At 41.2% G+C, this 25,212-nt stretch carries 22 protein-coding genes; 8 read left to right on the forward strand and 14 right to left on the reverse strand.

The features are described 5' to 3' along the window. Window positions 1-2 precede the first annotated feature (2 nt). The 6 genes from N483_RS12340 to pgi all read right to left on the reverse strand — a co-directional run bounded on the left by N483_RS12340 (window position 3) and on the right by pgi (window position 10,352). The gene (locus N483_RS12340; RefSeq protein WP_023401537.1) at window positions 3-713 is read right to left on the reverse strand and encodes a SapC family protein; all 711 of its coding nucleotides are present in this window, start codon (window positions 711-713) and stop codon (window positions 3-5) included. 339 nt (window positions 714-1,052) lie between these two features. Then, on the reverse strand, window positions 1,053-2,573 hold the full coding sequence (locus N483_RS12345) for a tryptophan halogenase family protein (protein ID WP_023401536.1): 1,521 nt from the start codon (window positions 2,571-2,573) through the stop codon (window positions 1,053-1,055). Window positions 2,574-2,627: 54 nt separating this feature from the next. Further along, complete coding sequence (locus N483_RS12350; protein WP_023401535.1) at window positions 2,628-5,306, reverse strand: TonB-dependent receptor; 2,679 nt, start codon at window positions 5,304-5,306, stop codon at window positions 2,628-2,630. Between the two features lie 896 nt (window positions 5,307-6,202). Further along, window positions 6,203-6,913, reverse strand: a complete 711-nt coding sequence (pgl, locus tag N483_RS12355) for a 6-phosphogluconolactonase (RefSeq protein WP_023401534.1) — start codon at window positions 6,911-6,913, stop codon at window positions 6,203-6,205. Next, on the reverse strand, window positions 6,913-8,385 hold the full coding sequence (gene zwf / locus N483_RS12360) for a glucose-6-phosphate dehydrogenase (RefSeq protein WP_023401533.1): 1,473 nt from the start codon (window positions 8,383-8,385) through the stop codon (window positions 6,913-6,915). The genes pgl and zwf overlap by 1 nt, the downstream gene beginning before the upstream one ends. Window positions 8,386-8,705: 320 nt before the next feature. Continuing rightward, window positions 8,706-10,352, reverse strand: a complete 1,647-nt coding sequence (gene pgi / locus N483_RS12365) for a glucose-6-phosphate isomerase (protein ID WP_023401532.1) — start codon at window positions 10,350-10,352, stop codon at window positions 8,706-8,708. A 371-nt stretch (window positions 10,353-10,723) separates the two neighbouring features. On the opposite strand from pgi, the gene N483_RS12370 reads away from it, so the two are divergent. After that, the gene (locus tag N483_RS12370; protein ID WP_023401531.1) at window positions 10,724-11,785 is read left to right on the forward strand and encodes a LacI family DNA-binding transcriptional regulator; all 1,062 of its coding nucleotides are present in this window, start codon (window positions 10,724-10,726) and stop codon (window positions 11,783-11,785) included. Window positions 11,786-11,806: 21 nt separating this feature from the next. Here the strand turns inward: N483_RS12370 and N483_RS12375 are convergent, their stop codons facing one another. From N483_RS12375 to N483_RS27690, 3 genes are all read right to left on the reverse strand, one after another. Continuing rightward, window positions 11,807-13,861, reverse strand: coding sequence for an aminotransferase class V-fold PLP-dependent enzyme (locus N483_RS12375; protein WP_023401530.1), 2,055 nt, complete (start codon window positions 13,859-13,861; stop codon window positions 11,807-11,809). A gap of 153 nt (window positions 13,862-14,014) precedes the next feature. Beyond that, window positions 14,015-15,082, reverse strand: coding sequence for an AI-2E family transporter (locus N483_RS12380; protein WP_023401529.1), 1,068 nt, complete (start codon window positions 15,080-15,082; stop codon window positions 14,015-14,017). Further along, window positions 15,075-15,314, reverse strand: coding sequence for a sulfurtransferase TusA family protein (locus N483_RS27690; protein WP_023401528.1), 240 nt, complete (start codon window positions 15,312-15,314; stop codon window positions 15,075-15,077). The genes N483_RS12380 and N483_RS27690 overlap by 8 nt, the downstream gene beginning before the upstream one ends. Before the next feature lie 261 nt (window positions 15,315-15,575). Between N483_RS27690 and N483_RS12390 the strand changes: the two genes are divergently transcribed. From N483_RS12390 to N483_RS12410, 5 genes are all read left to right on the forward strand, one after another. Next, entirely contained in the window at window positions 15,576-16,241 is a 666-nt protein-coding gene (locus N483_RS12390) for a hypothetical protein (RefSeq protein ID WP_023401527.1), read from the forward strand. A 1-nt stretch (window position 16,242) separates the two neighbouring features. Continuing rightward, window positions 16,243-17,691, forward strand: a complete 1,449-nt coding sequence (locus N483_RS12395; protein ID WP_023401526.1) for a M48 family metalloprotease — start codon at window positions 16,243-16,245, stop codon at window positions 17,689-17,691. A 126-nt stretch (window positions 17,692-17,817) separates the two neighbouring features. Next, window positions 17,818-18,165: an arsenate reductase (glutaredoxin) gene (gene arsC, locus N483_RS12400; protein ID WP_023401525.1), complete on the forward strand. Its 348-nt coding sequence runs from the start codon at window positions 17,818-17,820 to the stop codon at window positions 18,163-18,165. 2 nt (window positions 18,166-18,167) lie between these two features. Beyond that, window positions 18,168-18,719: an NAD(P)H:quinone oxidoreductase gene (gene wrbA, locus N483_RS12405; RefSeq protein WP_023401524.1), complete on the forward strand. Its 552-nt coding sequence runs from the start codon at window positions 18,168-18,170 to the stop codon at window positions 18,717-18,719. Beyond that, window positions 18,716-19,153 carry a DUF2069 domain-containing protein gene (locus N483_RS12410; protein ID WP_023401523.1) on the forward strand — a complete coding sequence of 146 codons (438 nt, stop codon included), beginning with the start codon at window positions 18,716-18,718 and terminating at the stop codon, window positions 19,151-19,153. Before wrbA ends, N483_RS12410 begins: the two co-directional genes overlap by 4 nt. 69 nt (window positions 19,154-19,222) lie before the next feature. Here N483_RS12410 and N483_RS12415 read toward each other — a convergent pair whose 3' ends face one another. Next, entirely contained in the window at window positions 19,223-19,537 is a 315-nt protein-coding gene (locus N483_RS12415) for an RnfH family protein (RefSeq protein WP_023401522.1), read from the reverse strand. Further along, on the reverse strand, window positions 19,538-19,972 hold the full coding sequence (locus tag N483_RS12420; protein WP_023401521.1) for a type II toxin-antitoxin system RatA family toxin: 435 nt from the start codon (window positions 19,970-19,972) through the stop codon (window positions 19,538-19,540). It abuts the gene before it with no gap. Window positions 19,973-20,113: 141 nt separating this feature from the next. Between N483_RS12420 and smpB the strand changes: the two genes are divergently transcribed. Beyond that, window positions 20,114-20,593, forward strand: a complete 480-nt coding sequence (gene smpB / locus N483_RS12425; RefSeq protein ID WP_023401520.1) for an SsrA-binding protein SmpB — start codon at window positions 20,114-20,116, stop codon at window positions 20,591-20,593. Between the two features lie 61 nt (window positions 20,594-20,654). Here the strand turns inward: smpB and N483_RS12430 are convergent, their stop codons facing one another. From N483_RS12430 to fabB, 3 genes are all read right to left on the reverse strand, one after another. Next, the gene (locus tag N483_RS12430) at window positions 20,655-21,161 is read right to left on the reverse strand and encodes a hypothetical protein (RefSeq protein WP_023401519.1); all 507 of its coding nucleotides are present in this window, start codon (window positions 21,159-21,161) and stop codon (window positions 20,655-20,657) included. A gap of 17 nt (window positions 21,162-21,178) precedes the next feature. Continuing rightward, on the reverse strand, window positions 21,179-21,616 hold the full coding sequence (locus N483_RS12435; protein ID WP_023401518.1) for a hypothetical protein: 438 nt from the start codon (window positions 21,614-21,616) through the stop codon (window positions 21,179-21,181). 197 nt (window positions 21,617-21,813) lie between these two features. Next, the gene (gene fabB, locus N483_RS12440) at window positions 21,814-23,028 is read right to left on the reverse strand and encodes a beta-ketoacyl-ACP synthase I (protein WP_023401517.1); all 1,215 of its coding nucleotides are present in this window, start codon (window positions 23,026-23,028) and stop codon (window positions 21,814-21,816) included. Between the two features lie 181 nt (window positions 23,029-23,209). Here fabB and mnmC point away from each other — a divergent pair, with 181 nt between their 5' ends. Further along, complete coding sequence (gene mnmC, locus N483_RS12445) at window positions 23,210-25,195, forward strand: bifunctional tRNA (5-methylaminomethyl-2-thiouridine)(34)-methyltransferase MnmD/FAD-dependent 5-carboxymethylaminomethyl-2-thiouridine(34) oxidoreductase MnmC (RefSeq protein WP_023401516.1); 1,986 nt, start codon at window positions 23,210-23,212, stop codon at window positions 25,193-25,195. Window positions 25,196-25,212 lie beyond the last annotated feature (17 nt).

Consider the following 25,212-nt stretch of genomic DNA (forward strand, 5'->3'; position numbering starts at 1 on the left):
AATTAAGCTTCTTGTGCTTGAGCTTTTAAACGAGCTAAACGTGCAACTTGGTGAGTTGACGTTAGGAAAGCAAAAATTGGTGCTAGGTAGCCACGCTTACGTAGCTCTAGGAAATCTTCGTCGCTTAGTTCATTTAGCTTACGCTCATCTACAAGGTAGATACCGTTGATGTCTTTCTTTTCACCAGCGATTTCAACTGTCAAAGTTTGTTGAACCAGTAGTTCTTTTTCAGCAAGGTACTGAGTGAATACTTCAGTAACACGTGCAAACTCAACGTAGTTTACTAGTGCTTCTTTACGGCGCGCTAGGTACTCAGTTTCTTTGCCATCAGCGAATAGCGCATTGCCTTCTTCTTCGCTTACAAGCGGGCTTGCTTCGTCAATAACGATACCAAACTGATCTTCTTCAGGGTGCTTTACTAGACCAAATGGGTAACGTGCTGCTGCAAGAGGTGCGAAACCAGCTTGCCATTGGTCATCTTTAACGTAAAGGTTTTCGCCTGGCTCTAAGCCAAATAGCGCAACAGCTTGAAACTTACCCGACTCAGTGTTTTTAACAAACGCCATTGGGAACTCAGTCGCTACACGCGCAAACTCATGCGCAACAACTGGGATTAGGTGCTGTGATTTTAGAAATTCAACGTTGATGCCATTTTTAACTTTTAGGTTGGCATGCTTCTCGTTGTGTAAAGGCTGCACTTGTTGCTCCGCCATAATACTACTCCATTCAAATTCGTATTTATTACTTTTAGTGGCCCTAAGGCTATAGGTTTTAGAAACAAAAGAAAAGAGTATTAAAGCTTTAATTTTGATTTATTAACAAAAAATTTTTGTTCAACATTTCAGGTTGTGTAAAGCAGTGTCTGGGTATTAAAGAGAGTGTGTGAAAAACATGCTAACTTTGAGTGATTAACAGGCTATCATAGGGCCTTGTAAAGCTTTGGCAAGGAGACATGAAAAATACTGATAATGGCGTAAGCTATAAAAAAGTTGCAAAAACGCCTAATAAAACCATATGTCCTGAGAGGCCGCATGGGCCTCAGGCGGTTTGCTTTATTGTTTGGCCAACCCAAATTGATGGATTTTTTCAAGCAAAGACTTATTGTCAATTGCTAACTCTCTTGCCTGTTTTTGTTGATATTTGATTGTGCCAATTACGTCAGACATTCTTCTAATTTCAGCTGGTGAAATGAGATTTGAATCGACACAAGTTGGATAAGACATGCCATATAATACATACAGATAGTTATCTATATCAAAAACGTCAAATTTACCACCAAAGTCATAATTTGTGGGCACTTTATATTTCCAAAGTTCCAATTTTTCCCGCAGTGAGTCAGGGATAGATTCAGGCGATCTATTGTCAAGCCAAAACTGACTATCACACCTATCAGAAATGCAATAATGAAGCTTAATAAAATCAATGACCTTGCTCCACATATTGGTCACTGTATTGTTAAAGTGTTTTGCTACAGTTTCAAAAGCCAAAGTGCTAGTTGGTAACGTATCTGCCAACATTTTAGCTGTCACGTCAAATACCAATAACCCAGTTGCCTCCAAAGGCTCTACAAAACCTTGAGAAAGCCCTAGTGCTACACAGTTTTTGCTCCAAGCCTTACTTCTATACCCCACTTTCATATCAATATTGCGTACATTTAGACTGTCTAAATTAGTGCCAATATAGCTTTCTAGTTCGGCATATGCTTGTGTTTCAGTCGTATGGCTCGACGAGTACACATGACCAATACCTTTGCGGCTGTATAAGCCAATATCCCAAATCCAGCCAGCGGTCTGTGCTGTTGAACGAGTATAAGAAGGGATTTGCTCATTGTCTGCGTATGGAACTTGGACTGCGAGCGCTTTATCTGCAAACAACACATCGCCTTTTGCCACAAAAGGCGTTTTCATAGCAGTGCCAAGCAGTAGTGACTTAAATCCGGTGCAGTCAATATACAAATCGGCGGTTTCAACACCGGCGTCCGTCACCAAATGGGAAATCGCACCATCATTGTCTAAAGCGACTTCATCTAGTTCATTGTAGTGATGAACAACCCCCAAATTATTGATTGCATTCTTTTTTAGCAATTCTGAAAATGCGCCTGCATCGAGATGATAAGCATAGCTTGCGGCACCATCAAATTGCGGTTGAGTGATTAACTTTGGTGCTAAATTATGATCGCAAAGTGTCGATTGAAACCCGACAAAATCGGCAAAGTGGATACCAGAATTGTCATTAAGCCATGCCGTCACTAGGCCTAATTCAGAACTAAAAAAATCAAATGGGTGATAATATCGGTGAGTCTTACCAGCTTGCGGGGCCATCCAATTCTCAAATGAGATCCCCTGCTTGAAAGCAACATTACACTCTTTGATAAATTCGCCTTCATCAATACCAAAATATTCGAGCGTCTGTCTCATCATTGGGACCGTGCCTTCTCCAACACCTATGGTAGGAATATTTGCCGACTCAATTAATTTAACAACGGTTTCAGAACCTAAAAAACGCTTCCCCAGATGGTTGGCTGCTAACCAGCCTGCGGTGCCACCACCAACAATAACGATTTTTTTAATCATAATAAATACCAAAAAAGGAGCCGAAGCTCCTTATTTTCTAATAATTACTAGTTATTAGTAACGTACAGAAACGCCTACGCTGTAACGAGTAGCTTGCTCATATTCGTATAGAGGGAAGCCATCGTGGAAACCATTTCTAGCTACATGGTCAACAAACGTATTGTTACCATACTGCTCTGCTGATTCACCAGTTAAGTTCACAACATCAAATTTGAAATCAATGTTTTCGTTGAAGTGATAAACTGCACTTAGGTCAACTGAACCAAAGCCATGGTGTAAACGGTTACCGTAACTTCCTGTTTCACGGATCATATAGTCACTACGGTAGTTATATGAAAGACGCGCATAGAACAAGTCATTTTCATAATAACCAGATACGTTATAAGCGTACTTTGAGCTATCGCTTAATTCAATGTTACCATCAGTGAATACGCGAGTCACCTCGCCGTTACCATTAGTAAACTCAGTAGCGTCAGCTTCACCTTTTGTATAGGTGTAGTTAACCATCGAACCGAAACCATTACCAAAATCTTGCTGGTACTGGAATTCGATACCTTGTACTTTACCACCTGGACCGTTGAAGTTTTCTTCAATTGTCCAACCATTTGCAGCTTCTTCAGGAGATAGCGCTGGTAAGCCAAGTCTAGTGATATCGTCCGCAGTCGCGCTACGACGGTTGATAACGATAAAGTTGTCTACGTCTTTGATGAAAGCTGTTAGCGCTAATAGTGAGCTTGAGTTGAAGTACCATTCAACACCAACTTCTGCTTGGTTCGCTGTGAAAGGAACCAGACCTGGGTTACCAAGAGCAACTCTTTGGTCATTGTCTTGTTCGTTCGCAACACCCGATAGTGATGGGTTGAAATACATGTCATTGTACTGTGGACGCGTCATTACTTTTGATGCCGCGATACGTAAAATCTTATCGTCCGCTAAGTCATAAGCAAAGTTAACACTTGGTAGTACTTCACTGTAGTCTGCTGCTTCAACTGTACGCTGATTTGCTAGACCTTCTCTGTAATAAATTGATGAAGCGTCAGTTTGCGCATAACGGATACCAAAGTTACCACGGTAATTCTCGCCGCTGTACTTAGCCATTACGTAGATTGACGTATTTTCTTCTTCAATGTGGCTGTAAGCACCAAAGTCTTCAGTTCTACCCTGAATGCTTGCTTTAGCCCAGCTCTTCATTGCATCGATGTCATAACGACGGATCTTAAGGTTGTCAGCACCAACATCGAATGTACCGTGGTTTGTACCGTCAAGCTCGTATACTGGGTTGAAACAACCTGTCGTTACGTCTTCAGTACATAGATTTTGGTTAAACTCAAAACGTCGGCTTGTCGCTTCATGCTCTGCATATCTAAAACCAACCTTAACAGAGTTGATGAAGTCATGGTCAAGCATATATTCAAAATCTGCTTGGATAAACTGCTCTTCGTCAGTCTTAGGCGTAGCATTGAAGTTACTACCAGTTCCCATTGCAAATGCACCATTAGGTGTATCTGCTGTTACACCTGGTGTGTAAGTCGCTAGGTCAAAGTCTGATGGGAAAGCCCATTTGTGGTGTCCTGACGTAAAGTCATAACTACCATTAGAAAGGTCAAAGTTTGAATTCGGGTTCATAACCATTTCAAAGTCAGTACCACCAGATGAGGTAGTCTCACCGATCACAAACTCTAGTTTATAATTGTCACCTGCATACTCTACTTTCAGATCTAGGTAATCTGAGTTCATCGTCGCTTCACGAGGACGCATTTGAGCGAAGCCTACGCCAAGTGCACCAGCCATAGGCACGCCAGGAGTCGCTTCTGAACCATTACCGTGAATATACGCCGTTGTCGCATCATCCGCACCACGAGTTAACCACATCGCATAGTTTGTGTTGTTCGCGTCCATCTTCATGTCAAGATAGTTAACAACAAAACTTAACGAATCTGTTGGTGCGTACTCAACGGAAGTTGTGAAAGCACTACGCTCACGCTCTTGCTCAAAACCTACTGGGCCTGCACCCCAAGCCCAAAACGCCTCGTTACCTTGACGTTGTAGTTGACGAGTTTGCTGTACAGCCGAGAATAAGAAACCTAAGTTCTCATCATCGTTTTTCCAGCTATACATGCCTGAATATTGTGGATCAGTTTCGCCTGAATCATCAGAGTGTGCAAACTCTAATGAACCATATACTGTGTTTGCATCTAGCTCAAGTGGAGTGCGAGTCTTAACGATTACTGTACCACCTACACCACCTTCAATGATATCTGCTTGAGAAGACTTATAAACTTCCAAGCCACCAACTAGCTCTGATGGTAAAAGTGTGTAGTTGAATGAACGCTTAGCCGGCTCTAGTACGAACCAACCTGTTGAAGCTACATTCTGACCATTTAAAGTTGTTTTAGTGAAATCAGCACCTGCACCACGGATAGAAACCGCGTCGCCTTCACCAAACTGGCCTTGAATTGTAATACCAGGTACACGCTTAAGTGACTCTGCAATGTTTTTATCTGGAAACTTACCAATGTCTTCTGCAGTAATTGCATCTACAACACCTTCAGCGAAACGCTTAGTATTTAGAGATGCTTCTAAAGAACGACGGATACCACGTACTTCAATTACTTCTACGTCTTCTTTGGCTTGAGTACCGCTATCAGCAACTGCTACACCAGATACACCTGCGGTAAACGCAAGACCAATGTTTGCAGCTAGTAAACTTTTCTTAAAATTATTAGCTAACACAGGATTCCCCTTGAATCATTTTGTTGGTTTTTAAATCACTTCTGCCCAGTGATGATGACAACGCTGTCATCTAATAACAAACCATACACCCAAAATTACATAATCGCTACATGTTTTTTAAACAAAAACGTTAAAATTTTTCACTTAAATTTATAACGCATTGATTAATATAGGATTATGTGTTCTTTGGTTATACTTTGTTACAAACGCGTACTAATATAACACATGATATGCATAAATCTGTAGTTTATGAGGTGATTGATACAAAAATTCTGTATCTAAATAAGTGACTGCATAATATTAATGCAATATCGGAAGAGTTGGTCAATATAATAGCCTGGGCAGAAGCTGTTCAAGGTGATAACCATTCTCAATGACAACGCTGTCATTTTAGAGTATTTTGCACTGCGTGTCCAGTAAAAGCTAAAAAACAGCTACCCTTGCGGGACTACAAACAAAAAATAATGGATCAGTTTGAAAATTAAGAAATTAATTTTCCATCTCAGCGTTAGAATGTCATTAATCGCAATAAACCCATTAAAGATCTCAGTGAAACACGCTCCTTTTATTATAACGAATACTAATAAAGTATGTATTTTTTAAAGATAAACCTTATGCCATTGAGGGTATTTCGGTTCACCAAAGGTGCATGCTGATTGCACTCTCAACAAATTCCAAACGAGCTTCTTTGCCAAGCTGCTATTTAGATTAATTGATTATTACTGTTGTCAAAGAGTTGTATGGAATTGTATTTAAGGTCAAAGCGGTGTTGATACAGTCAGTTTTTTCAATATAAACATGTATCAGAGTAAATTAGATAAGGAGGCCTAAAAGGAAATAAAGACAAAGAAATTAGGAAAAATGCACTCGAGGTGCAATTTTCCTAATTAAAAGACTTAAGGGCACCAAAAAACACTTAGCTTTAAATCAGGCAACCCCAAAACAGCTCTTAGGGGTATATCCAATTCTGAGCCCTGCTGTTTAGCTTGTTCATACATAGCGCGCTTTTCTTCGCCGCTAATTAACAAAATCGCATGTTGTGTATTTGCGATACCAGCCAACGTTAAGCTCATACGTTCAGTGATACTACCTGTTACTTCACTCTCATTAGCGTTAATTGCACAAACAAGTTGCTCTGTTTCCAATGCCGCATCTAAACCTTCGGCATGAGGAAACAATGATGCAGTGTGACCATCAGGACCCATGCCTAATATAGTAACATCAAATGGTGCCTTTAATGTTTGATAGCGCGCTTCCACTTCATCTTGACCAAGAACAGCCGTACTTGCGCTATTTTTCATGGTTACAAATTGGGCTCTAGATGCTTTTTCTTGTAATAGCGTATTTTGGATAAAAGCCTCATTAGACTTTTCATGACTCGGAGAAACCCAGCGCTCGTCAACCATAGCTACCGTAACTTTGCTCCAATCAAGATCCAAACTTGATAGACGCTTGTATGCTGGTGCAGGTGATGACCCGCCAGACACTAACATGCTAGCCCCAGAGTCACCTTCAAGCGCAGAGTTCAAAGTACTTTCTAAAATAGATGCCAAATGCTCAGTCATCGCATCTTTTGAATCAAAAAACTGTTCGTTTATGATAGCCATTAGCTATTTTCTCCAACGTTAAACCAAGCGTGGTCCTTTTCTGCTAACAATTCATCGGCTGATTCAGGTCCCCAAGAGCCCGCACGATAAAGTGCTGGAGTCCCTTTTTCCTGCCACCTTGCGATAATCGGATCTATCCACTTCCACGCTTGTCTTACTTCATCTCTGTGAATAAACAACGACGGGTTATTCGCCGCGGCATCTAACATCAAGCGTTTGTATGCATCTGAGTGGAATCCATTGCTGTATTTTTCACTCAATTCGATATTAAGATTAACTGGCTCTAGCTGCATTTCTAAGTTATCTAACCTTTTCGACATCAGTGTCAACTGAATGCTTTCCTCAGGTTGTAGCCTTATGATTAATCTGTTTGGTAAGATTGGCCCAACTGTGTCGTCATATACATTGTGAGAAACCGGCTTATACTCGACAACAATTTCAGCACAACGTTGCTTCATCCGTTTGCCCGTTCTTAAGTAGAAAGGCACACCAGACCAACGCCAGTTATCAATATGGGCACGAATTGCGACAAATGTCTCTGTCGTGCTTGACCCTTCCCCTAACTCTTCCAAATAACCAGGAACTAGATTACCGTTTAAATCTCCAGGAACGTATTGGCCTCGAACCACGTTTGAATCTACCAACTCGTCTGTAAGTGGTCGTAACGCTTCCAAAACTTTCAACTTTTCATTTCGAATACGGTTGGCATTTAGCTTATGAGGCGATTCCATTGCAACAAGGCAAAGCAGTTGAAGGAGGTGATTCTGAACCATATCTCTTAACGCACCAGCCTTGTCATAGAAGCCAGCTCGGCTCTCTAGACCAACAGTTTCTGAGATACTAATTTGGATATTATCGATGGTTTTAGCATCCCATAGATTTTCAAAAAGCACATTCGAAAATCTAAGTGCCATTAGGTTTTGAACTGTTTCTTTTCCTAGGTAGTGGTCAATTCGGAAGATCTGGTCTTCGTCAAAAAACTCAGCAATTTTTGCGTTTATTTCTTCTGCTGATTCACCACAATAACCAATGGGCTTCTCAACTACTACGCGTGAATTTTCGCTGATCAATAACTTTTTAGACAGAAGCTCACAGCAGGTACCGTAAACGGCAGGTGGTAATGACAGATAAAATACACGAGATTTATCTTTGTCATCTTGCTCTAAAATATTTCTTAATACATCCCAGTTGTCATCGGCTTCTGTAACATTGACAACAACTGGCACGATGAACTTAGAAAAGGCATTCCAGTCAGCTTGGTTGTATTCTCCCTGACCTAAATGCTGTTGAAGTGCTTTCCCTGCGGTTTCTACATATTCGTTTCTTTTATTTTCTTCTCGAACAGTCGGTAGAATACGGCTACCTTCGGGCAAGTTGCCTTCTTGATATGCACGATACATAGCTGGCAACAATTTTCTCAACGCTAAGTCGCCGCCCCCACCAAAAATTACGATATCAAATGGATTAAGCATAATTATTTCTCACAAGGTTAGGCGCGCAGTCATTACTCCAAAGAGAACACGCGCTACAATCAAAACCGTTTGGTGTTTTCGTAAACATGCCAAACACAACTTCACTTATAGGATTGAATTCGTTCTCAGACCACTATTTTGCTTGGGTTGAAGGTGAAAATTGCCAAGCACTCATTCAGTATATTTAAACGCTTTAGATATCTTTATAAAAATGAGTCTTAGGGGCTCTGTAATTCCTCTCACAAAAATACAGGCCCTAAGTACTCCAGCGCTACCCGTTCAAAGGTATTCTTTACTTTTGTTGCTATCAAGCAACGTAATTATTTGTTTCTCTTTTGCTTGTAGTAAGCAATTAATCCAGACGTCGAACTATCATGTTCGTGACTGATATTTTCATTCGTTAATTCTGTTTCGATGTTACTTGCCAAGCCCTTGCCAAGCTCTACGCCCCATTGGTCAAATGAACAAACACTTAAAATAATGCCTTGGCAGAAGATCTTATGTTCATACATTGCAATTAAACGACCAACGGCTTTCGCATCTACTTTATCTAAAATGATTGACGTAGTAGGACGATTACCTTTGTGAATTTTATGAGCGACTAATTGCTCAATTTCACTCTCAGACTTGCCCTTTTCTTTTAGCTCTGCTCGAACTTGATTTTCATCTACTCCAGCCATCATCGCTTCAGTTTGCGCGAAAAAGTTAGACAGCAATACATCATGATGCTTTCCAAGCGCGATTTGAGGCTCTACCGAAGCAATAAAGTCCGCAGGTACAATGACATTGCCTTGGTGTAAACATTGATAAAACGCATGCTGTCCATTAATTCCTGTCATGCCCCAAATAATTGGCACAGTTGTATACGGAACAGTTTGCCCGTTAAATGTTACATGTTTACCATTGCTTTCCATTTCGCCTTGTTGAAGGTAAGCTGGCAACATATGTAGAGCCTGATCGTACGGCAAAATCGCTTGCGATGTATGACCTAAAAAGCTTGTATTCCAAACACTTAATAACGCCATTATAAGAGGAATATTTTGCTCAAACTCAGCCGTTTTAAAGTGAGTATCTATCTCAAAAGCACCTTCTAAAACCTCAACAAAGGTTTCATAACCAAGGTACAATGCGATCGGTAGACCAATTGCACTCCACAGGGAGAATCGTCCACCTACCCAATCCCACATGGTAAATACATTTTCGTCGGCAATACCAAATGCACGCGTTTTTTCTAAGTTGGTACTTACCGCAACAAAGTGTTTTGCTACGGCGCCTTTGTCTTCGGCGCTTTCTAAGAACCAGTCAACCGCAGAGCGCGCATTATTCATGGTCTCTGAAGTAGTGAACGTCTTAGAAGAAATCACAAATAAAGTCGTTTCTGGCTGAATTTTTTTCAATACCTGTGCCAGCTGCACGCCATCCACATTCGATACGTAATGAACGTTTAGTTTACCGTCACTATATGCATTTAAAGCTTCCGTTACCATCTGCGGGCCTAAGTTTGAACCACCCACACCAATAGCGACAATATCTTTTACAGCTTGACCCGTATACCCTGTCCATTCACCACTTCGAACCCGGTCAGTGAAGACTTTCATCTTTTCAAGTTCAGCTTGGACTTGCTCTGTCACATTCACGCCATCAACATAAATTGGAGACGCATCTCTATTTCTAAGTGCCACGTGTAAGACGGCTCGGTCTTCTGTGAAATTAATTTTTTCCCCAGAAAACATCTTGTCACGCCAAGATGCTATATCAGCCTCTTTCGCCAGCTGAATTAATTGTTCGAACGCAAAGTCATTGATGAGCTGTTTAGAGAAATCAAAAAGTACGCCAGGTATTTGGCGAGAAAATTTATCGAAGCGCCCACTATCAGCCTCAAAAAGAGTCTTTAAATGCTGTTCTTTTAGTTGTTCTGATGCTGCTGATAATGCTTGCCAACTTGCTAACGTTGTACGGCAATTCATAATTTTTCCCCTAGCGATGATAGTGTGCCAAATACATAAAATACACACATAAACATATTCGAGCGTTAACCATAAGTTAAAATGACAACGCTGTCAAACTGCATGTTCCTCATTTTACTTTGCATATAATAACTGATTTTTTATTTTTTGACACCGGTATCATTAAATTTATTAAAGTTATTCAGTAACTGTTAAAATGCAGCGGGGTCTAAATTTGATCGTTTCATGAAAAGCTGAAATATACTATATTGCCTTATAACTACTAATTGGCGTTGTAATTTAGTATCAAAAGCCAGCAAAAAAGAGTGATTACAAATAAATGACTCAAAATTCGGCCACAATTTAAGCCTATTTCCTATAGAAGAAAAAAAATGAAAGTAACCATCAACGACGTCGCAAAACATGCGGGCGTGTCAATGAAAACTGTATCAAGGGTTATCAATAAAGAACCCTCTGTAAGAAAAAAAACTTATGATCTGGTTATGCAAGCTGTTACAGAACTTAACTATCAGCCCAATACCGCAGCGCGTAACTTAGCAGGCACCTCTTCATTTGCAATTGGCCTAGTTTATGACAACCCAAATGCCTACTACGTTATTGATATGCAAAATGGTGTGCTCTCTCGATGCAAAGATGAAGGCTATGAACTTGTCATTCATCCTTGTTGCGCTCAAGATCCCGAGATGCACAAAGAGATTGCAACAATGATCCAACGCTCTAGGCTGGCTGGATTAGTATTAACACCTCCTCTTTCTGAGCAACAAGATATTATTGAAATGCTTGATGAACTAGGTATAGCGTATGTGCGCTTACTATCAGGACAAGATAAAACGCCCAAAAACCAAACAGAAACCCCAACAAGCCCAAAAGCTAATAACTGCATTTACGTAGACGATTATGCTGCTGCATATGAAATCACAGTCCACTTAATTAATTTAGGCCACAAAACCATTGCATTTGCATGTGGGGACGCAGAACACAAATCAACAACTGAGCGCTTAGCCGGTTATCAAAACGCACTTAAGGACCATAACCTGACAGTAGATGAGAACCTAATATATGAAGGTAACTATTCTTTCGAATCAGGTGTAGAAGGCGCAAAAGCGCTATTGAAAAATAATAATGAGTCCAATATAACCGCGATTTTGGGCGGTAACGATGAAATAGCGGCTGGAGCATTATTTGCCGCCCGATTGATGAATATTGCGATACCCGAACAACTATCGATTTCAGGGTTCGAAGACTCGCCTTTCTCGAGGCAAACTTGGCCTAAATTAACAACGGCTCATCAAGCAAATAGTGTCATATCTGAACATGCTGCGAGGTTGCTGTTTTCAAAAACACGAGGCAGTAGAAAACAAGATAAAGATATCATTACGACCTTCACACCAAGTGTCGTGATCCGAGAAAGTACAGGACCAGCACCTAATTAACACAACAGAATTAGTTGGCGCTCACAGTAGCGCCAACCCTCTTGTGACATTTGCTACGCTGGTAAACCCTAAAGATTTTAATGCCTCAGCCACCTTCTGTGAACGTCGGCCACTTCTACAAACAATGACATAAGACTTTCGTGGGTCAAGTGTACCGTCAATATAAGCATTAACTACACGGCCTGCAGGCACATTCATAATACGCCCTTTATCGTTTGGACTGAGCTTTTTGGTTAATTCAGTCGTAGAAGCTTGATGTTCCCCTCTCTCTCTTATATCGAGGATCTGAGCGTCATATTTATCTATCCAGCTTGTCACGTCCTTTCGCGTTATTAACGCGACGGGCTCAATTTCTTCTTGTTTCAAACTGCCGTGATTTCGTTCTATTTCTTGTTTGCTTAAATATATATTTCCCTGAGAAATCACTACCTCGCCATCTGCAAGCTTTTTGGATTTAAATTGTTCAGGTGACAAATCTGCTAGGATTACGCCTTTCTCACCCTCATAGCAGGTCCACTTAAAAATAACGCCCTGCCTTTCAGTCTCAAATTTTGATGTTATCTGCCAGCCTTTACCTGACACTGAAATTTCTTCTGATCTCGAGTTTTCGAGTTTCAAGATATCTGCACTATTGCCAAAAACACGCTTTATGTTTCTTTTAATATGTTCGTCTTTGCAGGTATCATTGGTCAGCAGAAAAACCAATCGCTCAGTGTCGATTGCATCGACGTAATATTTCAATTTCGCCAATAAAGGGTCAATTGGGTTTATTACAATCATTTCCTTTTTTTTAGATATAAATAACCAGCACCCTGTAGATTGGTAATTTAGCCAAGTAAAGCCGCCCCATTGCGAATAGTTTAAGCCATTTTCTTCTACCCAAGCGTCTTCAGAGATCAATAAAGACTTCATTTTACGGATAGCTTTGCATGCTTTTTCAATAAACTCAGTGCTGTCCGCAGGACCAAATGACATACGAATTGCATTTGAACACTGCCAATCGCTCAACCCCATTGCTTCCAATACAAAACTGCGGGAGACACCTGAACTACAAGCAGATCCGCCGCTGACTCGAATACCTGCCGCGTCAAACAAATCTATCAGTTCTTTGCCTGTGAGATAGTCAACTGAAAAATTCAACGTAGTCGGTACAGACAAGTCAAAAGCGTGATGAAAACAGATATTAGTAAAAGTGTCTTTTAGAGCCATTACAAGCATATCTCGGTGCAACTGCAATTTGTTGTGAGGCTGAAAGACTTCATTTTGACCATTTAACAGTGAAAATAGAGTATGTAGACCTGCAATCCCTGGTAAATTCTCCGTGCCCGAACGCATCCCTGACTCCTGCCCACCACCTGCGATAAAAGGGATATATGGTCGCCCATCGCGAATATACAAAAACCCAATGCCTTTTGGCGTATACAGCTTATGGCCTGAGAACGCAGCATAGTCGATTGAAATCGAATCCATTTGCAACGGTACTTTTCCCAATGCCTGAACACAATCGACAAGCCAAGCCACCTCTGGATTATGATCCCGAATCACCTTCTCAAGTGCTGTTAAATCTTGCGTAACCCCAGTCTCATTATTAACAGCCATCGTACATATCACCACAGCCTGTGATACATGCTGTGCAATAAATTGATAATCCAATATGCCCTCACCATTTACCGGGATCTCCAAAACATCTGCATTGAGGCCAAGTATGGCATTCCAATGCTTTAACGTGTTTGGTACCGCTTTGTGCTCTGTCGCGCCATATAAAAGGACCGGCTTCGATATACTTTTGTGCACCGTTTGCAGATATTGATTCAGCGCAGAAACAATGGCGGTTTGGATCCCTTCTGTTGCTCCAGAAGTAAACAGCAACTCACCATCTTTGCTGCCAATCAACCGTTTGCCGAGTTGCCTTGTTTGTTCAAGCAAGTTTTTTGCTGTTAAGCCTGCAATATGTGAGCTAGAGGGGTTACCAAAGTTTGTTGTCATACTTTGCATCACACTATCTGATATTGAAGTCAGAACAGGTGTCGTTGCATTGGCATCAAGGTAAATCTGGGCAGAAGGAGAAGTGTTCACGTGTACCGCTTATAACTATATGTACTAAGTTATTCCATTTTACACAAAAACATCTACTTCGTTAAGTTCAATAATGTATTCATATTGAAGTCGAACTAATACAAACTAAAAAGGAGCGCTGTGCGCTCCTTTTATCAACTCTTATCGATTAGATTAACCGACCTGCATGTGTCGTTGACTTGATGACCATGCATTACCCAATGCTTTGACCAAGGATGCCAAAGGAATTGCAAAAAACACTCCCCAAAACCCCCATAGCCCGCCAAAAAATAGGACAGCAACAATAATGTATACAGGGTTAAGATCTACCGCTTCTGAAAATAATAGTGGCACCAATAAATTGCCATCTAAAGCTTGAATAATGCCGTATACAATTAATATGGTCCAAAATTCAGGTGCCATGCCAAATTGAAATAGTGCCACTGCTGCTACTGGAATAGTAACTAGCGCAGCACCAATAAAAGGAATAAGTACAGACAGTCCAACCAAAGTACCAAGCAAAGCAGCATAACGTAGATCAAGTACCGCAAATGCAATAAAACTAGTTCCACCTACAATCACTATCTCTATCACTTTTCCGCGAATGTAGTTCATTATTTGATGATCCATTTCTTCCCAAACCTGGGTTATTAGCTTTCGGTCTTTGGGGATCAATTGCTTAATCCCCGACGTCAAGGTTCCTTTATCTTTAAGCATGAAAAACACCAACAAAGGCACCAAAATAAGATAAATGAGCCATGCGACTAAGTCTTTAATCGAAGTCAGTGATACCGAGACAATTAACTCTCCTAACGCGAGAACTTTGCTTTCAACACCTGTAACAATGTTTTGTACTTGTTGTACTGAAATTAAATTGGGGTAGTCTTCTGGTAAGTGGAGCAGATAATCTCGACCTTTTTCCACCATACTTGGCGCTTCCTGGACGAGATTACTCGCCTGAGACCATAAAACAGGAACGATGACTAATAGCAGCGCTAAAACGACACCAACAAAACCCAACATAACTATATTTGTCGCCATCAAACGACTAGGCATAACTCGCTGCAACCGTGTCACTGGCCAATCGAGCAAATATGCGATGACCAAAGCCACAAGAACAGGAATGACAAAAGAGCCAAAAAAGTACAACATGGTCGCTGTAAAGACGAGCATCAACAATAAAGTGACCGAGTCTGGATCCGAAAATTTTTCTTGATACCAAGATTTTATTAACTCAAACATCCGTGATGTGTACCTCAATAAAGTTAAAGTTGCCTTCTTCTGTTAAGACATGGCGATACGCTTGGCGAGATAAGTAACGCTTTATATCGGAAAGATCTTGAGTTCGACTGCAAATAAATCTGATTTTTCCAATATTCAGGTTCTTCAACTGCCATTTAAATTGGACAAACAATTGAGGACAATTGTAATGCCTTAAATCAATTGTTGTTAGTTCTATGTTTTGCACCTTCATAGGCTACGAAAAGCCCCACCCGTTAACTTTAGGTTAAAAACCAACACTTATAAAACGCTATAAATACATTTTAAATACATTGGAAACGCAATATATACTTTTAATTTTGATTCAATATCATGATACCGCTTTATAAGATACCTCTATAGTAAATAGCAAGCGAATAATCCTGTATTTTACTCATATTCCAGCGTCTTTCTGTAGCTTGAACTAGGGCAATGGTTTATTCTTATAACAACAACAAGCTTTACGGGAAACAATATGCCAAAAGCACACAACAAGGCACGTTTGCCGGCGAACCCCACACTTAAAGAAATCAATTGGTACAAAAAGCAAATCAATTGGGGGGAGCTCCCGCCGTTTTATCATCTTGTCGCTTCTTCAGTCAGTGAGAGTGAAGGGATTTTTCAGCACGGATTTGATAATGCTATCAAACGGTTATTAGACAAGCGTAATTGGAATTTACAGCTTTTGGACGGTTATGAGGACGATAACGGCATCGTCCATTGTAATAGTGCACCAAAAATTACTCTACACCAGGCATTTACAGATCGCGGATACGAGCTTTGGGCTTTTCCAATTGCTCGCAATGTAAAAGTCGACACATATCTAAAAGACAATAAATATCTTGAGTTTAATGTGTGGGACCCCCATACCATGAAGACACTCATTAGATTTAGTCAAATGCATAAATTCATTCGATTTTATTTTGAGCGCGGTGACATCGCGGATAAAGCGTTGATCTTGCACGCACACAAGGTTGTACATCAAACTATCTCCCTTTTGAAAAGAGAATTGAACGTTGTGAGCGTTGACGGTGTCTCAATAAAAGATTTTTACCTGTTATGCGAAAAAGACGCCCGAGCCTGTGAAGACGAAATAAACTTAGCTAAAATCATGCTCGGTGACGACTACAAGAAGGATTAGAATGCGATTTAAAAAAGCACTTGCAACGACTTTATGCGCACTCGCACTAAGTTACTCTACAGCCAATAATGCATCCGAGTTTAGGCTCCCAGACCTTGGTACGTCGGCAGTGCAAGTTTTACCAATTGAAAAAGAGCAAGCCATCGGTGAAGTGATGATGATGCAGATCCGCTCTAGCTCGCCCTTAGTTCAAGACCCTGTTCTCAATGAGTACCTGTCTGCACTAGGCAATAAACTCGTCGCCAGTGCTAATGACGTTAGATTTCCATTTAAGTTCTTTTGGCTGAACAACAAAGCGATTAACGCTTTTGCATTTTATGGTGGACATGTAGGAGTCCATACGGGCCTGATAGCGCAGTCTGATAATGAGAGTCAACTTGCATCAGTACTGGGCCATGAAATAGCCCACGTTACGCAAAGGCACTTGGCAAGAAGAATCCAACAGGCCAAAGACAACAGTGCGCTAACTATCGCTGGCATGATCACAGGGATTTTGGCCACCGTTGTAGCACCTGACGCCGGCATGGCAATCCTTGCAGCCAATAGCACGCAAGCCGCTTTGAGTCAGTTAACCCACAGCCGAAAAGCAGAACAAGAAGCAGATAGATTTGGTATGCAAACGCTGCAAAAAGCTGGCTATGATCCGTATGCCGCCAGTGAGTTTTTAACTAAGCTTGCATCCCAAGTTCGATTTAAAAACAAGCCCCCTGCATTTTTGCTTACTCACCCCTTACCGGATTCTCGTGTATCTGATGTCAGACTGCGAGCCCAGCAATACCCAAAACGCTATGTGCCAAGCAGCGAAGATTTTCATTACGCACAAAATCGGGTAATGGCTCGCTACCAGCTAAGCAAAGAAGATGCTCAGGCCTATTTTGAAAACACTTTGAGAACCAGTACAGAGCTCGACAAGAGTCATTATGAGTACGGACTGGCAATATCATTGCTTGATCAAAAAAAGTACGACCAAGCTGAGGGAATTATAAATAAGCTCTTAAAATTAAAGCCTAATAACTTGTTTTTCTTAGATGTTTATACAGATATTAAACTCGGTCAAAAAAAATATGACCAAGCTCTGTCACTGTTAGAACAGAAGCACCAGCTTCGCCCGAACAATCAGGTCATCACTTTAAATTTAGCTAACACAGCCATCAAAGCAAAAATGTACGAAAAGGCAGAACAACTGCTTAAAGTGTTTTTATTAGAAAAGCCAAATCATGTACTCGCCAAACAATTGCTCACAGAAACTTATGAACTGAGTGAAAATAAAGCGGCTTATCATGAATCGCGCGCTAGTTTACTATCTCACTACGGTGCATTCATGAAAGCGGCAGATGAAGTACAAAAAGCACTTAACTTCATTGAAAAAGAAGATGAAATTAAAAAATTGCGCTTAAAAGCTTTGCTCACAAAATATCGAGGCATGCAAAAAGAGCTTGCTAAATTGTAACCCTACATGTTGCCTATCCACTCACTTATGGGCAATATTTTGTCCATATATAAAGATAGGCACACCTTTTTCAATCAGTTACAATCAAACAATACAACTATAAGTTACAGTTTCAAAAGGTCCATTATGTCAGTAACTATTTACCACAATCCTCGTTGTTCGAAATCTCGTCAAACTCTTGCATTGCTTGAAGAAAATGATATTCAGCCAGAGATCGTAGAGTATTTAAAAACCCCCATTGATGAAAGCACCCTTGATACATTAATATCAAAATTAGGGTTTGATTCTGCACATCAATTGGTGCGCAATAAAGAAACCATCTATAAAGAGCTAGGCCTAAGCAAGGACAGTGACGAGCAGACGCTAAGAAACGCCATGCTTGAAAACCCAAAGTTGATAGAGCGACCAATTGTGGTAAAGGGTGAAAAAGCAGCACTGGGCCGCCCACCTGAGTCAGTATTAGATATTATTTAAATATGGCGACAATACTCGTTTTATACCATTCTAGCCATGGCTCAGTCGAAGCCATGGCTAACGAAATAGCCGAAACACTAAGTGCCCAAGGTGCAACGGTCCGTTTACGCACCTTTGTACAAAGGCAGCCTCACGATATCGTAGTAACGAAACAAGACCTTATTGAATGTGATGGACTTGCATTTGGTACACCAACACGATTTGGCATGATGGCGGCTCAAGCAAAAACGTTTTGGGAAACAACCAGTGATGTTTGGTTAAAAGGGCAGCTTATAGATAAACCAGCATGTGTGTTCTCGTCATCAAGTAGCATGCACGGCGGTAACGAAGCGACATTATTGAACTTGTCTCTGCCTTTGTTGCATCACGGTATGATGCTGATGGGCGTCCCCTACGATGTACCTGAGTTATTGTCTACCGAAAGCGGAGGGACACCATATGGTGCAACTCATGTTGCAGGGCTGGACAACAGCGACCAGCTAACAGAAACTGAAATAAAAATATGTCGAGCCGTCGCTACTCGCCTATACACGGTTGCAAAAAAGTTATTATGAATCAGACTCCAAAACAACCTAAAACAAAACAATTTCACCAACTCGCTCTATTTGGCTATTTTGGTTTATTGTTGCTCATGCCTATTTGGCTATTTTTGGTTTCTCCAAGAGAGGGACATAGCGTTGGATTTATGTTTGTTGTGTATATTCTTCCTCTGCTGTTACCTTTGAGAGGCATACTGCAAGACAAACCTTATACATTTGCGTGGGCAAATTTTGTCGTGCTCATATACTTTATACATGGCTTTACCCTATTGTGGATTGCCACCGATGAGCTATTGTGGGTTATTCTAGAATTGATATTCGCCTCTGCCATGTTTGTGGGATGTACTTATTACGCAAAGCTAAGAGGCCAAGAACTCGGCCTAAAGATCCGCAAACTTAAAGACGATTTAGCCGACGAAAAAGCAGCGCACGAGCCCCAAGAAAAATAACTCGTTTATTATTTTAAAAACATAAAGCCACTCATTACAGTGGCTTTTTCATTTAAATCATTTGGTAGGTTAAGCTCGACCACCGGTTATTTTATTTGCCCTACCCTCTTCTTTGGCTTTGTCTGCTCTTCGACGCCTTGCTTCTTTTGGATCAGCGATTAGCGGTCTATATATCTCAATGCGATCACCTTCTTTAACCACCTGATGTAACTTGACAGTTCTATTCCAAATCCCCAAGCTTAAGTTGGTTGGATCGATTTCAGGGCATTGCTCTAATATTCCTGACTGCATCACAACGTGCTCAGCAGAGGTACCTTCAGCTACATCTACTGTTAGGCAAGTCGCTTTATCAGGTAACGCAAATACAACTTCAATCTTAATCATTTACCTAGCTCCGTAGACAGACTTTGCGCGCTTAGTAAACGCAGCCACCATATTTTTAGCGACTTCATTAAAAACCTTGCCAAAAGCAAGCTCTATCAATTTGCTGGCAAATTCGAATTCTAACTTTAAATTTACCTTACAGGCATGTTCATCTAATTCAACAAACTCCCAGTAGCCTTGCAAAGATTTAAAAGGACCATCAACAAGCTGCATTTTCACTCGATTGCCTTCAAATTGATTTTTAGTTGTGAACCACTTAGTCAGACCTGCCTTCGATATTTCTAAACTCGCCGTCATTTCATCATGTGAACTGCTTAGCACTTTCGCGCCAGAACAGTTAGGTAAGAAATCAGGATAAGCGTTTACATCATTGACCAGATCAAACATCTCTTGTGTGCTGTACATCACCAATGCACTTTTTTCTACTTGTGGCATACGTTCTCCAAACTTTACTGGCCCAATTTTACCAAGCTTTTAAAGATTTATCTTGTTTGCAGCTCCACTGTGAGCGAAAATATGCCATAAAAATTAAATAACACTGTTTTCCCATTCGATTTGTAGGTAGACTAAGCCATTATGGCAAAGAAAAAATCAAATAAATCAACGAGCAATACCATAGCGCTGAACAAAAAAGCACGCCATGAGTATTTTTTACACGATAAGTTCGAAGCAGGTATGGAACTACAAGGCTGGGAAGTTAAAAGCATCCGCGCTGGTAAGGTTAATATCTCAGAGACTTATATTCATCTTAAAGACGGTGAGGCATTTTTGCTAGGCAGTCAGATTCAGCCATTAAATAGCGCCTCTACCCACGTTATCTGTGATCCACTTCGCTATCGTAAACTGTTACTCAACAAAAGAGAAATTGATAGGCTGATTGGTGCAACCGAGCGAGATGGTTTCTCTTTAGTTGCAACAGCAATGTACTGGAAAAAGTGCTGGGTAAAACTCGAGTTTCATTTAGCCAAAGGTAAAAAGATGCACGATAAACGTGCTGATATTAAAGACAGAGATTGGTCGCGAGACAAAGAGCGATTAATGAAGCACAAGGTTTAAAATGCTCACTAATTTACAGCCTAATTATCTTAGGCTGTATGTGAGTTTGCGCTGCAGTCTTTTAGGGTAAGATTGCCCCAGTTTTAGCATCTATTGTTAAAACAGCTTCTGTTTTTGGATCTTTAATTTTTGCCGTTTCTTTATTAACTAGTGCGCTGCGGGGCACTTGGATTTTACTGCCTGTATCAGGGTTTACTACGATTAAAAATCGAGAGGCTTTTTGCGCGATTTCTTTTGCACCTTGGTTTTTGACAAAGTGGATATCTAGTGTCATTCCCGCTGTTACACCAGCTGTAGCCGAAACTCTAAAGTTATTAATTTCATACTGAGAGTTACTCGACAGTAAATCGTTATCTATATCTTCAACGGTTTTTACTGATGCCTTGGTAAAATCCTTTACCTTATTCATGACCGAGATATCTTTAAGGTTGTCTTTTGCATCCGTCGCTTTTTGTTTTATAGAAGCCGTTAGCCCCTCACCTTTTTCCTTTATATTAACGCCCACTTGGCTATTCCCTTCCTCATCCGTAAAGTTTTTTGTCGCTGTTTCTTTTAATTTATTGAACATATCTTATTCCCTTAAGCTTAATAATCGTCAAATCCGTCGTCTTCAATAATCATGGTATCTGCTTCACCGTCAAAGTCAGTGTCAGCAATAATGGCGTCAACATCTCCGTCACCATCAAGGTCCATTGCAACCGCGTCTATTACACCATCGCCATCGGTATCCATTGCGACAGTATCTATGATGCCATCTCCATCTGTATCAACACCGACGGTATCTACATATCCATCGCCATCGGAATCTATCGCCACGGCGTCAACAACACCATCACCATCTTCATCAATCATCACGGTGTCAACATAACCGTCTCCATCGGAATCTATCGCCACAGTGTCAACAATACCATCACCATCTTGATCAATTCCTACGGTATCAATATAGCCGTCACCATCTACATCGGCGACAACTCCATCACTGATACCATCTCCATCAACATCTACTTCGTATATATCTTCCATAATTATCCCTTTCACAATAGTGTGCATTTTATATGCACAAAGCATTTTCTAGCATAGCCAAATTTATTATTCAACAGTTCAAAAAATAGTAATAAATTTATTTATAAATAAGAGGTTAGATTGATAGAAAGGTAGATTTTGACGCATAAAACGCAAAAAAGCCCCGCAGGGCTTTTTATAAAGAAGCTACTTGTGATTTAGCTTTTGTATTTCTGAACTACGAGTGTGGCGTTAGTTCCACCAAAACCAAAGCTGTTTGACATAACAGTATTTAGTTCAACGTCACGACGCTCAGTTACAATGTCTAAGCCTTTAGCTTCTTCATCTAATTCATCAATGTTGATAGATGGTGTGATGAAGTTATTTTCAAGCATTAGTACCGAGTAAATCGCTTCGTGAACACCCGCTGCACCCAGAGCGTGACCTGTCATCGCTTTTGTTGCGCTGATCGCCGGCGACTTCTCACCAAATAGTTCTTGGATAGCACCCAGTTCTTTCACGTCACCAACAGGTGTTGAAGTACCGTGAGTATTTAGGTAATCAATTTCACCATCTACAGTAGCCATTGCTTGTTTCATACAACGCACAGCGCCTTCACCTGATGGTGCCACCATGTCGTAACCATCTGAAGTTGCACCATAACCTACGATTTCACCGTAAATGTGTGCGCCACGAGCCAATGCGTGCTCAAGCTCTTCGATTACCATGATACCGCCACCACCAGAGATAACAAAACCGTCTCGGTTTGCATCATAAGTACGAGATGCTTTTTCTGGCTCTTCGTTGTACTTAGTTGACAATGCACCCATGGCGTCAAATTCCATTGCCAGCGTCCAGTGAAGTTCTTCACCACCACCTGCAAAAATTACGTCTTGTTTGCCTAGTTGAATTTGCTCTACTGCGTGGCCAACACAGTGTGCAGATGTAGCGCATGCTGAGCTAATCGAGTAGTTAACGCCTTTGATTTTAAATGGTGTTGCTAGACACGCAGATGTTGTACTTGCCATAGTACGCGGCACCATGTAAGGACCTACACGCTTAACGCCACGCTCACGCAAAATATCAGCAGCTTCTACTTGGTATTTAGAAGAACCACCACCAGAACCAACTACAAGGCCAGTACGTTCATTCGAAACTTGATCTTCTGATAAACCAGAGTCTTCGATAGCTTGTGCCATCGCGATATAAGAGTATGCAGCTGCGTCACCCATAAAGCGGTGCGCTTTACGGTCAACTAGTGCCTTAACATCAATATCAATTTTACCTGACACATTGCTGCGCAAATTCATGTCAGCAAACTCTTGGTTAAAAGCAATACCACTTTTACCCGCTTTCAAAGATTCTAATACTTCTTGCTTGTTGTTACCGATGCTTGAAACAACACCGATCCCCGTAATTACGGCTCTTCTCATGGGTAATTCCCTTAGGACTTAAAAAATTTAGGTGTATTCTACGCGTAAAAGACTGATCAAGTGGTCAGCTTTCCAGCGTACACACGTACTCTGAACTGATATTTGCAAAAATGCAACGGACTAATGCAAATAAAACCAGTAAAATACTTGTCATCAATGAGCATTATACCAACGTATTTCTATGATAAGTAACGCACAAATTCATTTTAACGATTCTGGCACACCTGTCGCCGATAATTTTGATGACGTTTATTTCTCCAACGACGATGGCTTAGCCGAGTCAAATTATGTTTTCTTTGAACAAAATGGGCTACATGAACGATTTAAGAGCCACCCAAGAAAACACTTTGTTGTCGCTGAGACAGGCTTTGGCACAGGCCTGAACTTTCTAAATACTTGGGCTCGTTTTAAGCAAAACGCACACATAGATGGTGTTGAACGCCTTTATTTTATGTCGTTCGAAAAATTTCCTATCAAGTTGAGTGACCTCAAACAAGCACTAGACGCCTGGCCTGCATTGGCGCCACTTTCAAAACAATTATGCGATCAGTACCCAATGGCATTACAGGGATGTCATCGATTAGAATTTGAACAGGGCCGTGTAGTACTCGACTTGTGGTTCGGCGATGTGCAAAGCTCATTGCCGCAAATAGCATATCAGAGCAAAGGCATTGTCGATGCGTGGTATCTAGATGGTTTCGCGCCTAGTAAAAATCCTGATATGTGGCAGCAATCTCTATTTGATGCCATGGCTCATTTGAGCCAACAAAATGCAACTTTTGCCACCTTTACCGCAGCTGGCTTTGTCCGAAGAGGCTTGCAAAGTGCAGGGTTTGAGTGCAAAAAAGTGAAAGGCTATGGCCGTAAACGAGAAATGGTCGTCGGTACACTTATCGCCACTACAGAGCATGCAACTACGCCACGATACTATCAACAAGACGCAGCAGCACTTTCACATGTTGCCGTTATAGGTGGCGGCATAGCGAGTAGCTGTCTTAAATATCACCTTGCAAAGCGTGGCATTAAAACACACTTATTTTGCGAAGATGATGCCCTCGCAAAAGGCGCTTCTCACAATCTACAAGGCGCTGTTTATCCAAACTTACAAAGCGAATTTGGTATTCCATCTGAGTTTTATGCCCATAGCTTTTTGTATGCCAGACGCTTCTATGAACAGCTGAACAAAGCCGGCCATTCATTTGACCACCAATGGTGCGGTGTTTTACTCCAAAGCGTTAACGATAGCAAAAAAGCACAACACGAAAAATTGGCGGCTAGCAAAGTTTTTCCAGAACAGTTGATACGCCAAGTCGATAGCGCAGAGGCGCAGTCGCTCTCAAGTATCGACACGCCATATGGCGGTCTGTTTATTGAGCAAGGGGGTTGGGTAAGCCCTGTACAGCTTACAAAGTCGGTTTTTGACGCAGCTGAGTCTTTAACGCCAGGCGAAAACCTCTTTGCTGTCCACATCGAGCAACTAGAACACAAAACTGACGGCTGGTATTTAAAGTCGAAGCAACAAACATTTGGCCCTTTTTCTGATGTTTTTGTCTGTGCAGGCGAGCATAGCGATAGATTTGAGCAAACCAAAGATATTGGTATTCACGGCGTGAGAGGCCAAGTCTCTCATATCAATGAGGGAGCTGCCTCTTCAAAGCTTTCCACTGTGTTATGCCACAAAGGTTACTTCACCCCTAGTCAGAGCGGGTTGCATTGCATGGGGGCAACTTTCGAAAAGCACAGTAAATCAAGGGTTGTCACCGAACAAGATAATATCACCAACCGCCAACAGCTAGCTGGATTTTATGAAGGTACTGAGTTTGATAAAAGTCTTGGCAATATTGACAGTGCTAAAGCAGCAGTAAGATGTTGTTTTAACGATCACACCCCAATGATTGGGCAAGTGCAAGACAAAGCGGACTTATTGCAAGCTTATGACAACATCAAACGCGGTAAATATTATGGCTTCACCTCTCAATCGATGCCACATAAAGGATTACATATTGCCACTGGCTTTGGCGCCAGAGGGTTATGTACAGCACCACTTGTTACGGAACATCTGGTTGCGAGTTTATTTCAAGAACCCCTCCCTTTTAGTGAAAGAGTGCACGAAGCATTACACCCTGCTCGACTCACTATAAGAGATATGATCCGAAATAAAATATAGCTTCACGCAAGCTCCAA

Source organism: Pseudoalteromonas luteoviolacea NCIMB 1944 (assembly GCF_001625565.1).
Lineage (GTDB): Bacteria > Pseudomonadota > Gammaproteobacteria > Enterobacterales > Alteromonadaceae > Pseudoalteromonas > Pseudoalteromonas luteoviolacea_F.

Coding starts and splice junctions, on each gene's coding strand:
- N483_RS12340 (WP_023401537.1), bottom strand. CDS start 713: ATGGCGGAGCAACAAGTGCAGCCTTTACACAACGAGAAGCATGCCAAC.
- N483_RS12345 (WP_023401536.1), bottom strand. CDS start 2,573: ATGATTAAAAAAATCGTTATTGTTGGTGGTGGCACCGCAGGCTGGTTA.
- pgl (WP_023401534.1), bottom strand. CDS start 6,913: ATGGCTATCATAAACGAACAGTTTTTTGATTCAAAAGATGCGATGACT.
- zwf (WP_023401533.1), bottom strand. CDS start 8,385: ATGCTTAATCCATTTGATATCGTAATTTTTGGTGGGGGCGGCGACTTA.
- pgi (WP_023401532.1), bottom strand. CDS start 10,352: ATGAATTGCCGTACAACGTTAGCAAGTTGGCAAGCATTATCAGCAGCA.
- N483_RS12370 (WP_023401531.1), top strand. CDS start 10,724: ATGAAAGTAACCATCAACGACGTCGCAAAACATGCGGGCGTGTCAATG.
- N483_RS12380 (WP_023401529.1), bottom strand. CDS start 15,082: ATGTTTGAGTTAATAAAATCTTGGTATCAAGAAAAATTTTCGGATCCA.
- N483_RS27690 (WP_023401528.1), bottom strand. CDS start 15,314: ATGAAGGTGCAAAACATAGAACTAACAACAATTGATTTAAGGCATTAC.
- N483_RS12390 (WP_023401527.1), top strand. CDS start 15,576: ATGCCAAAAGCACACAACAAGGCACGTTTGCCGGCGAACCCCACACTT.
- N483_RS12395 (WP_023401526.1), top strand. CDS start 16,243: ATGCGATTTAAAAAAGCACTTGCAACGACTTTATGCGCACTCGCACTA.
- arsC (WP_023401525.1), top strand. CDS start 17,818: ATGTCAGTAACTATTTACCACAATCCTCGTTGTTCGAAATCTCGTCAA.
- wrbA (WP_023401524.1), top strand. CDS start 18,168: ATGGCGACAATACTCGTTTTATACCATTCTAGCCATGGCTCAGTCGAA.
- N483_RS12410 (WP_023401523.1), top strand. CDS start 18,716: ATGAATCAGACTCCAAAACAACCTAAAACAAAACAATTTCACCAACTC.
- N483_RS12415 (WP_023401522.1), bottom strand. CDS start 19,537: ATGATTAAGATTGAAGTTGTATTTGCGTTACCTGATAAAGCGACTTGC.
- N483_RS12420 (WP_023401521.1), bottom strand. CDS start 19,972: ATGCCACAAGTAGAAAAAAGTGCATTGGTGATGTACAGCACACAAGAG.
- smpB (WP_023401520.1), top strand. CDS start 20,114: ATGGCAAAGAAAAAATCAAATAAATCAACGAGCAATACCATAGCGCTG.
- N483_RS12430 (WP_023401519.1), bottom strand. CDS start 21,161: ATGTTCAATAAATTAAAAGAAACAGCGACAAAAAACTTTACGGATGAG.
- N483_RS12435 (WP_023401518.1), bottom strand. CDS start 21,616: ATGGAAGATATATACGAAGTAGATGTTGATGGAGATGGTATCAGTGAT.
- fabB (WP_023401517.1), bottom strand. CDS start 23,028: ATGAGAAGAGCCGTAATTACGGGGATCGGTGTTGTTTCAAGCATCGGT.
- mnmC (WP_023401516.1), top strand. CDS start 23,210: ATGATAAGTAACGCACAAATTCATTTTAACGATTCTGGCACACCTGTC.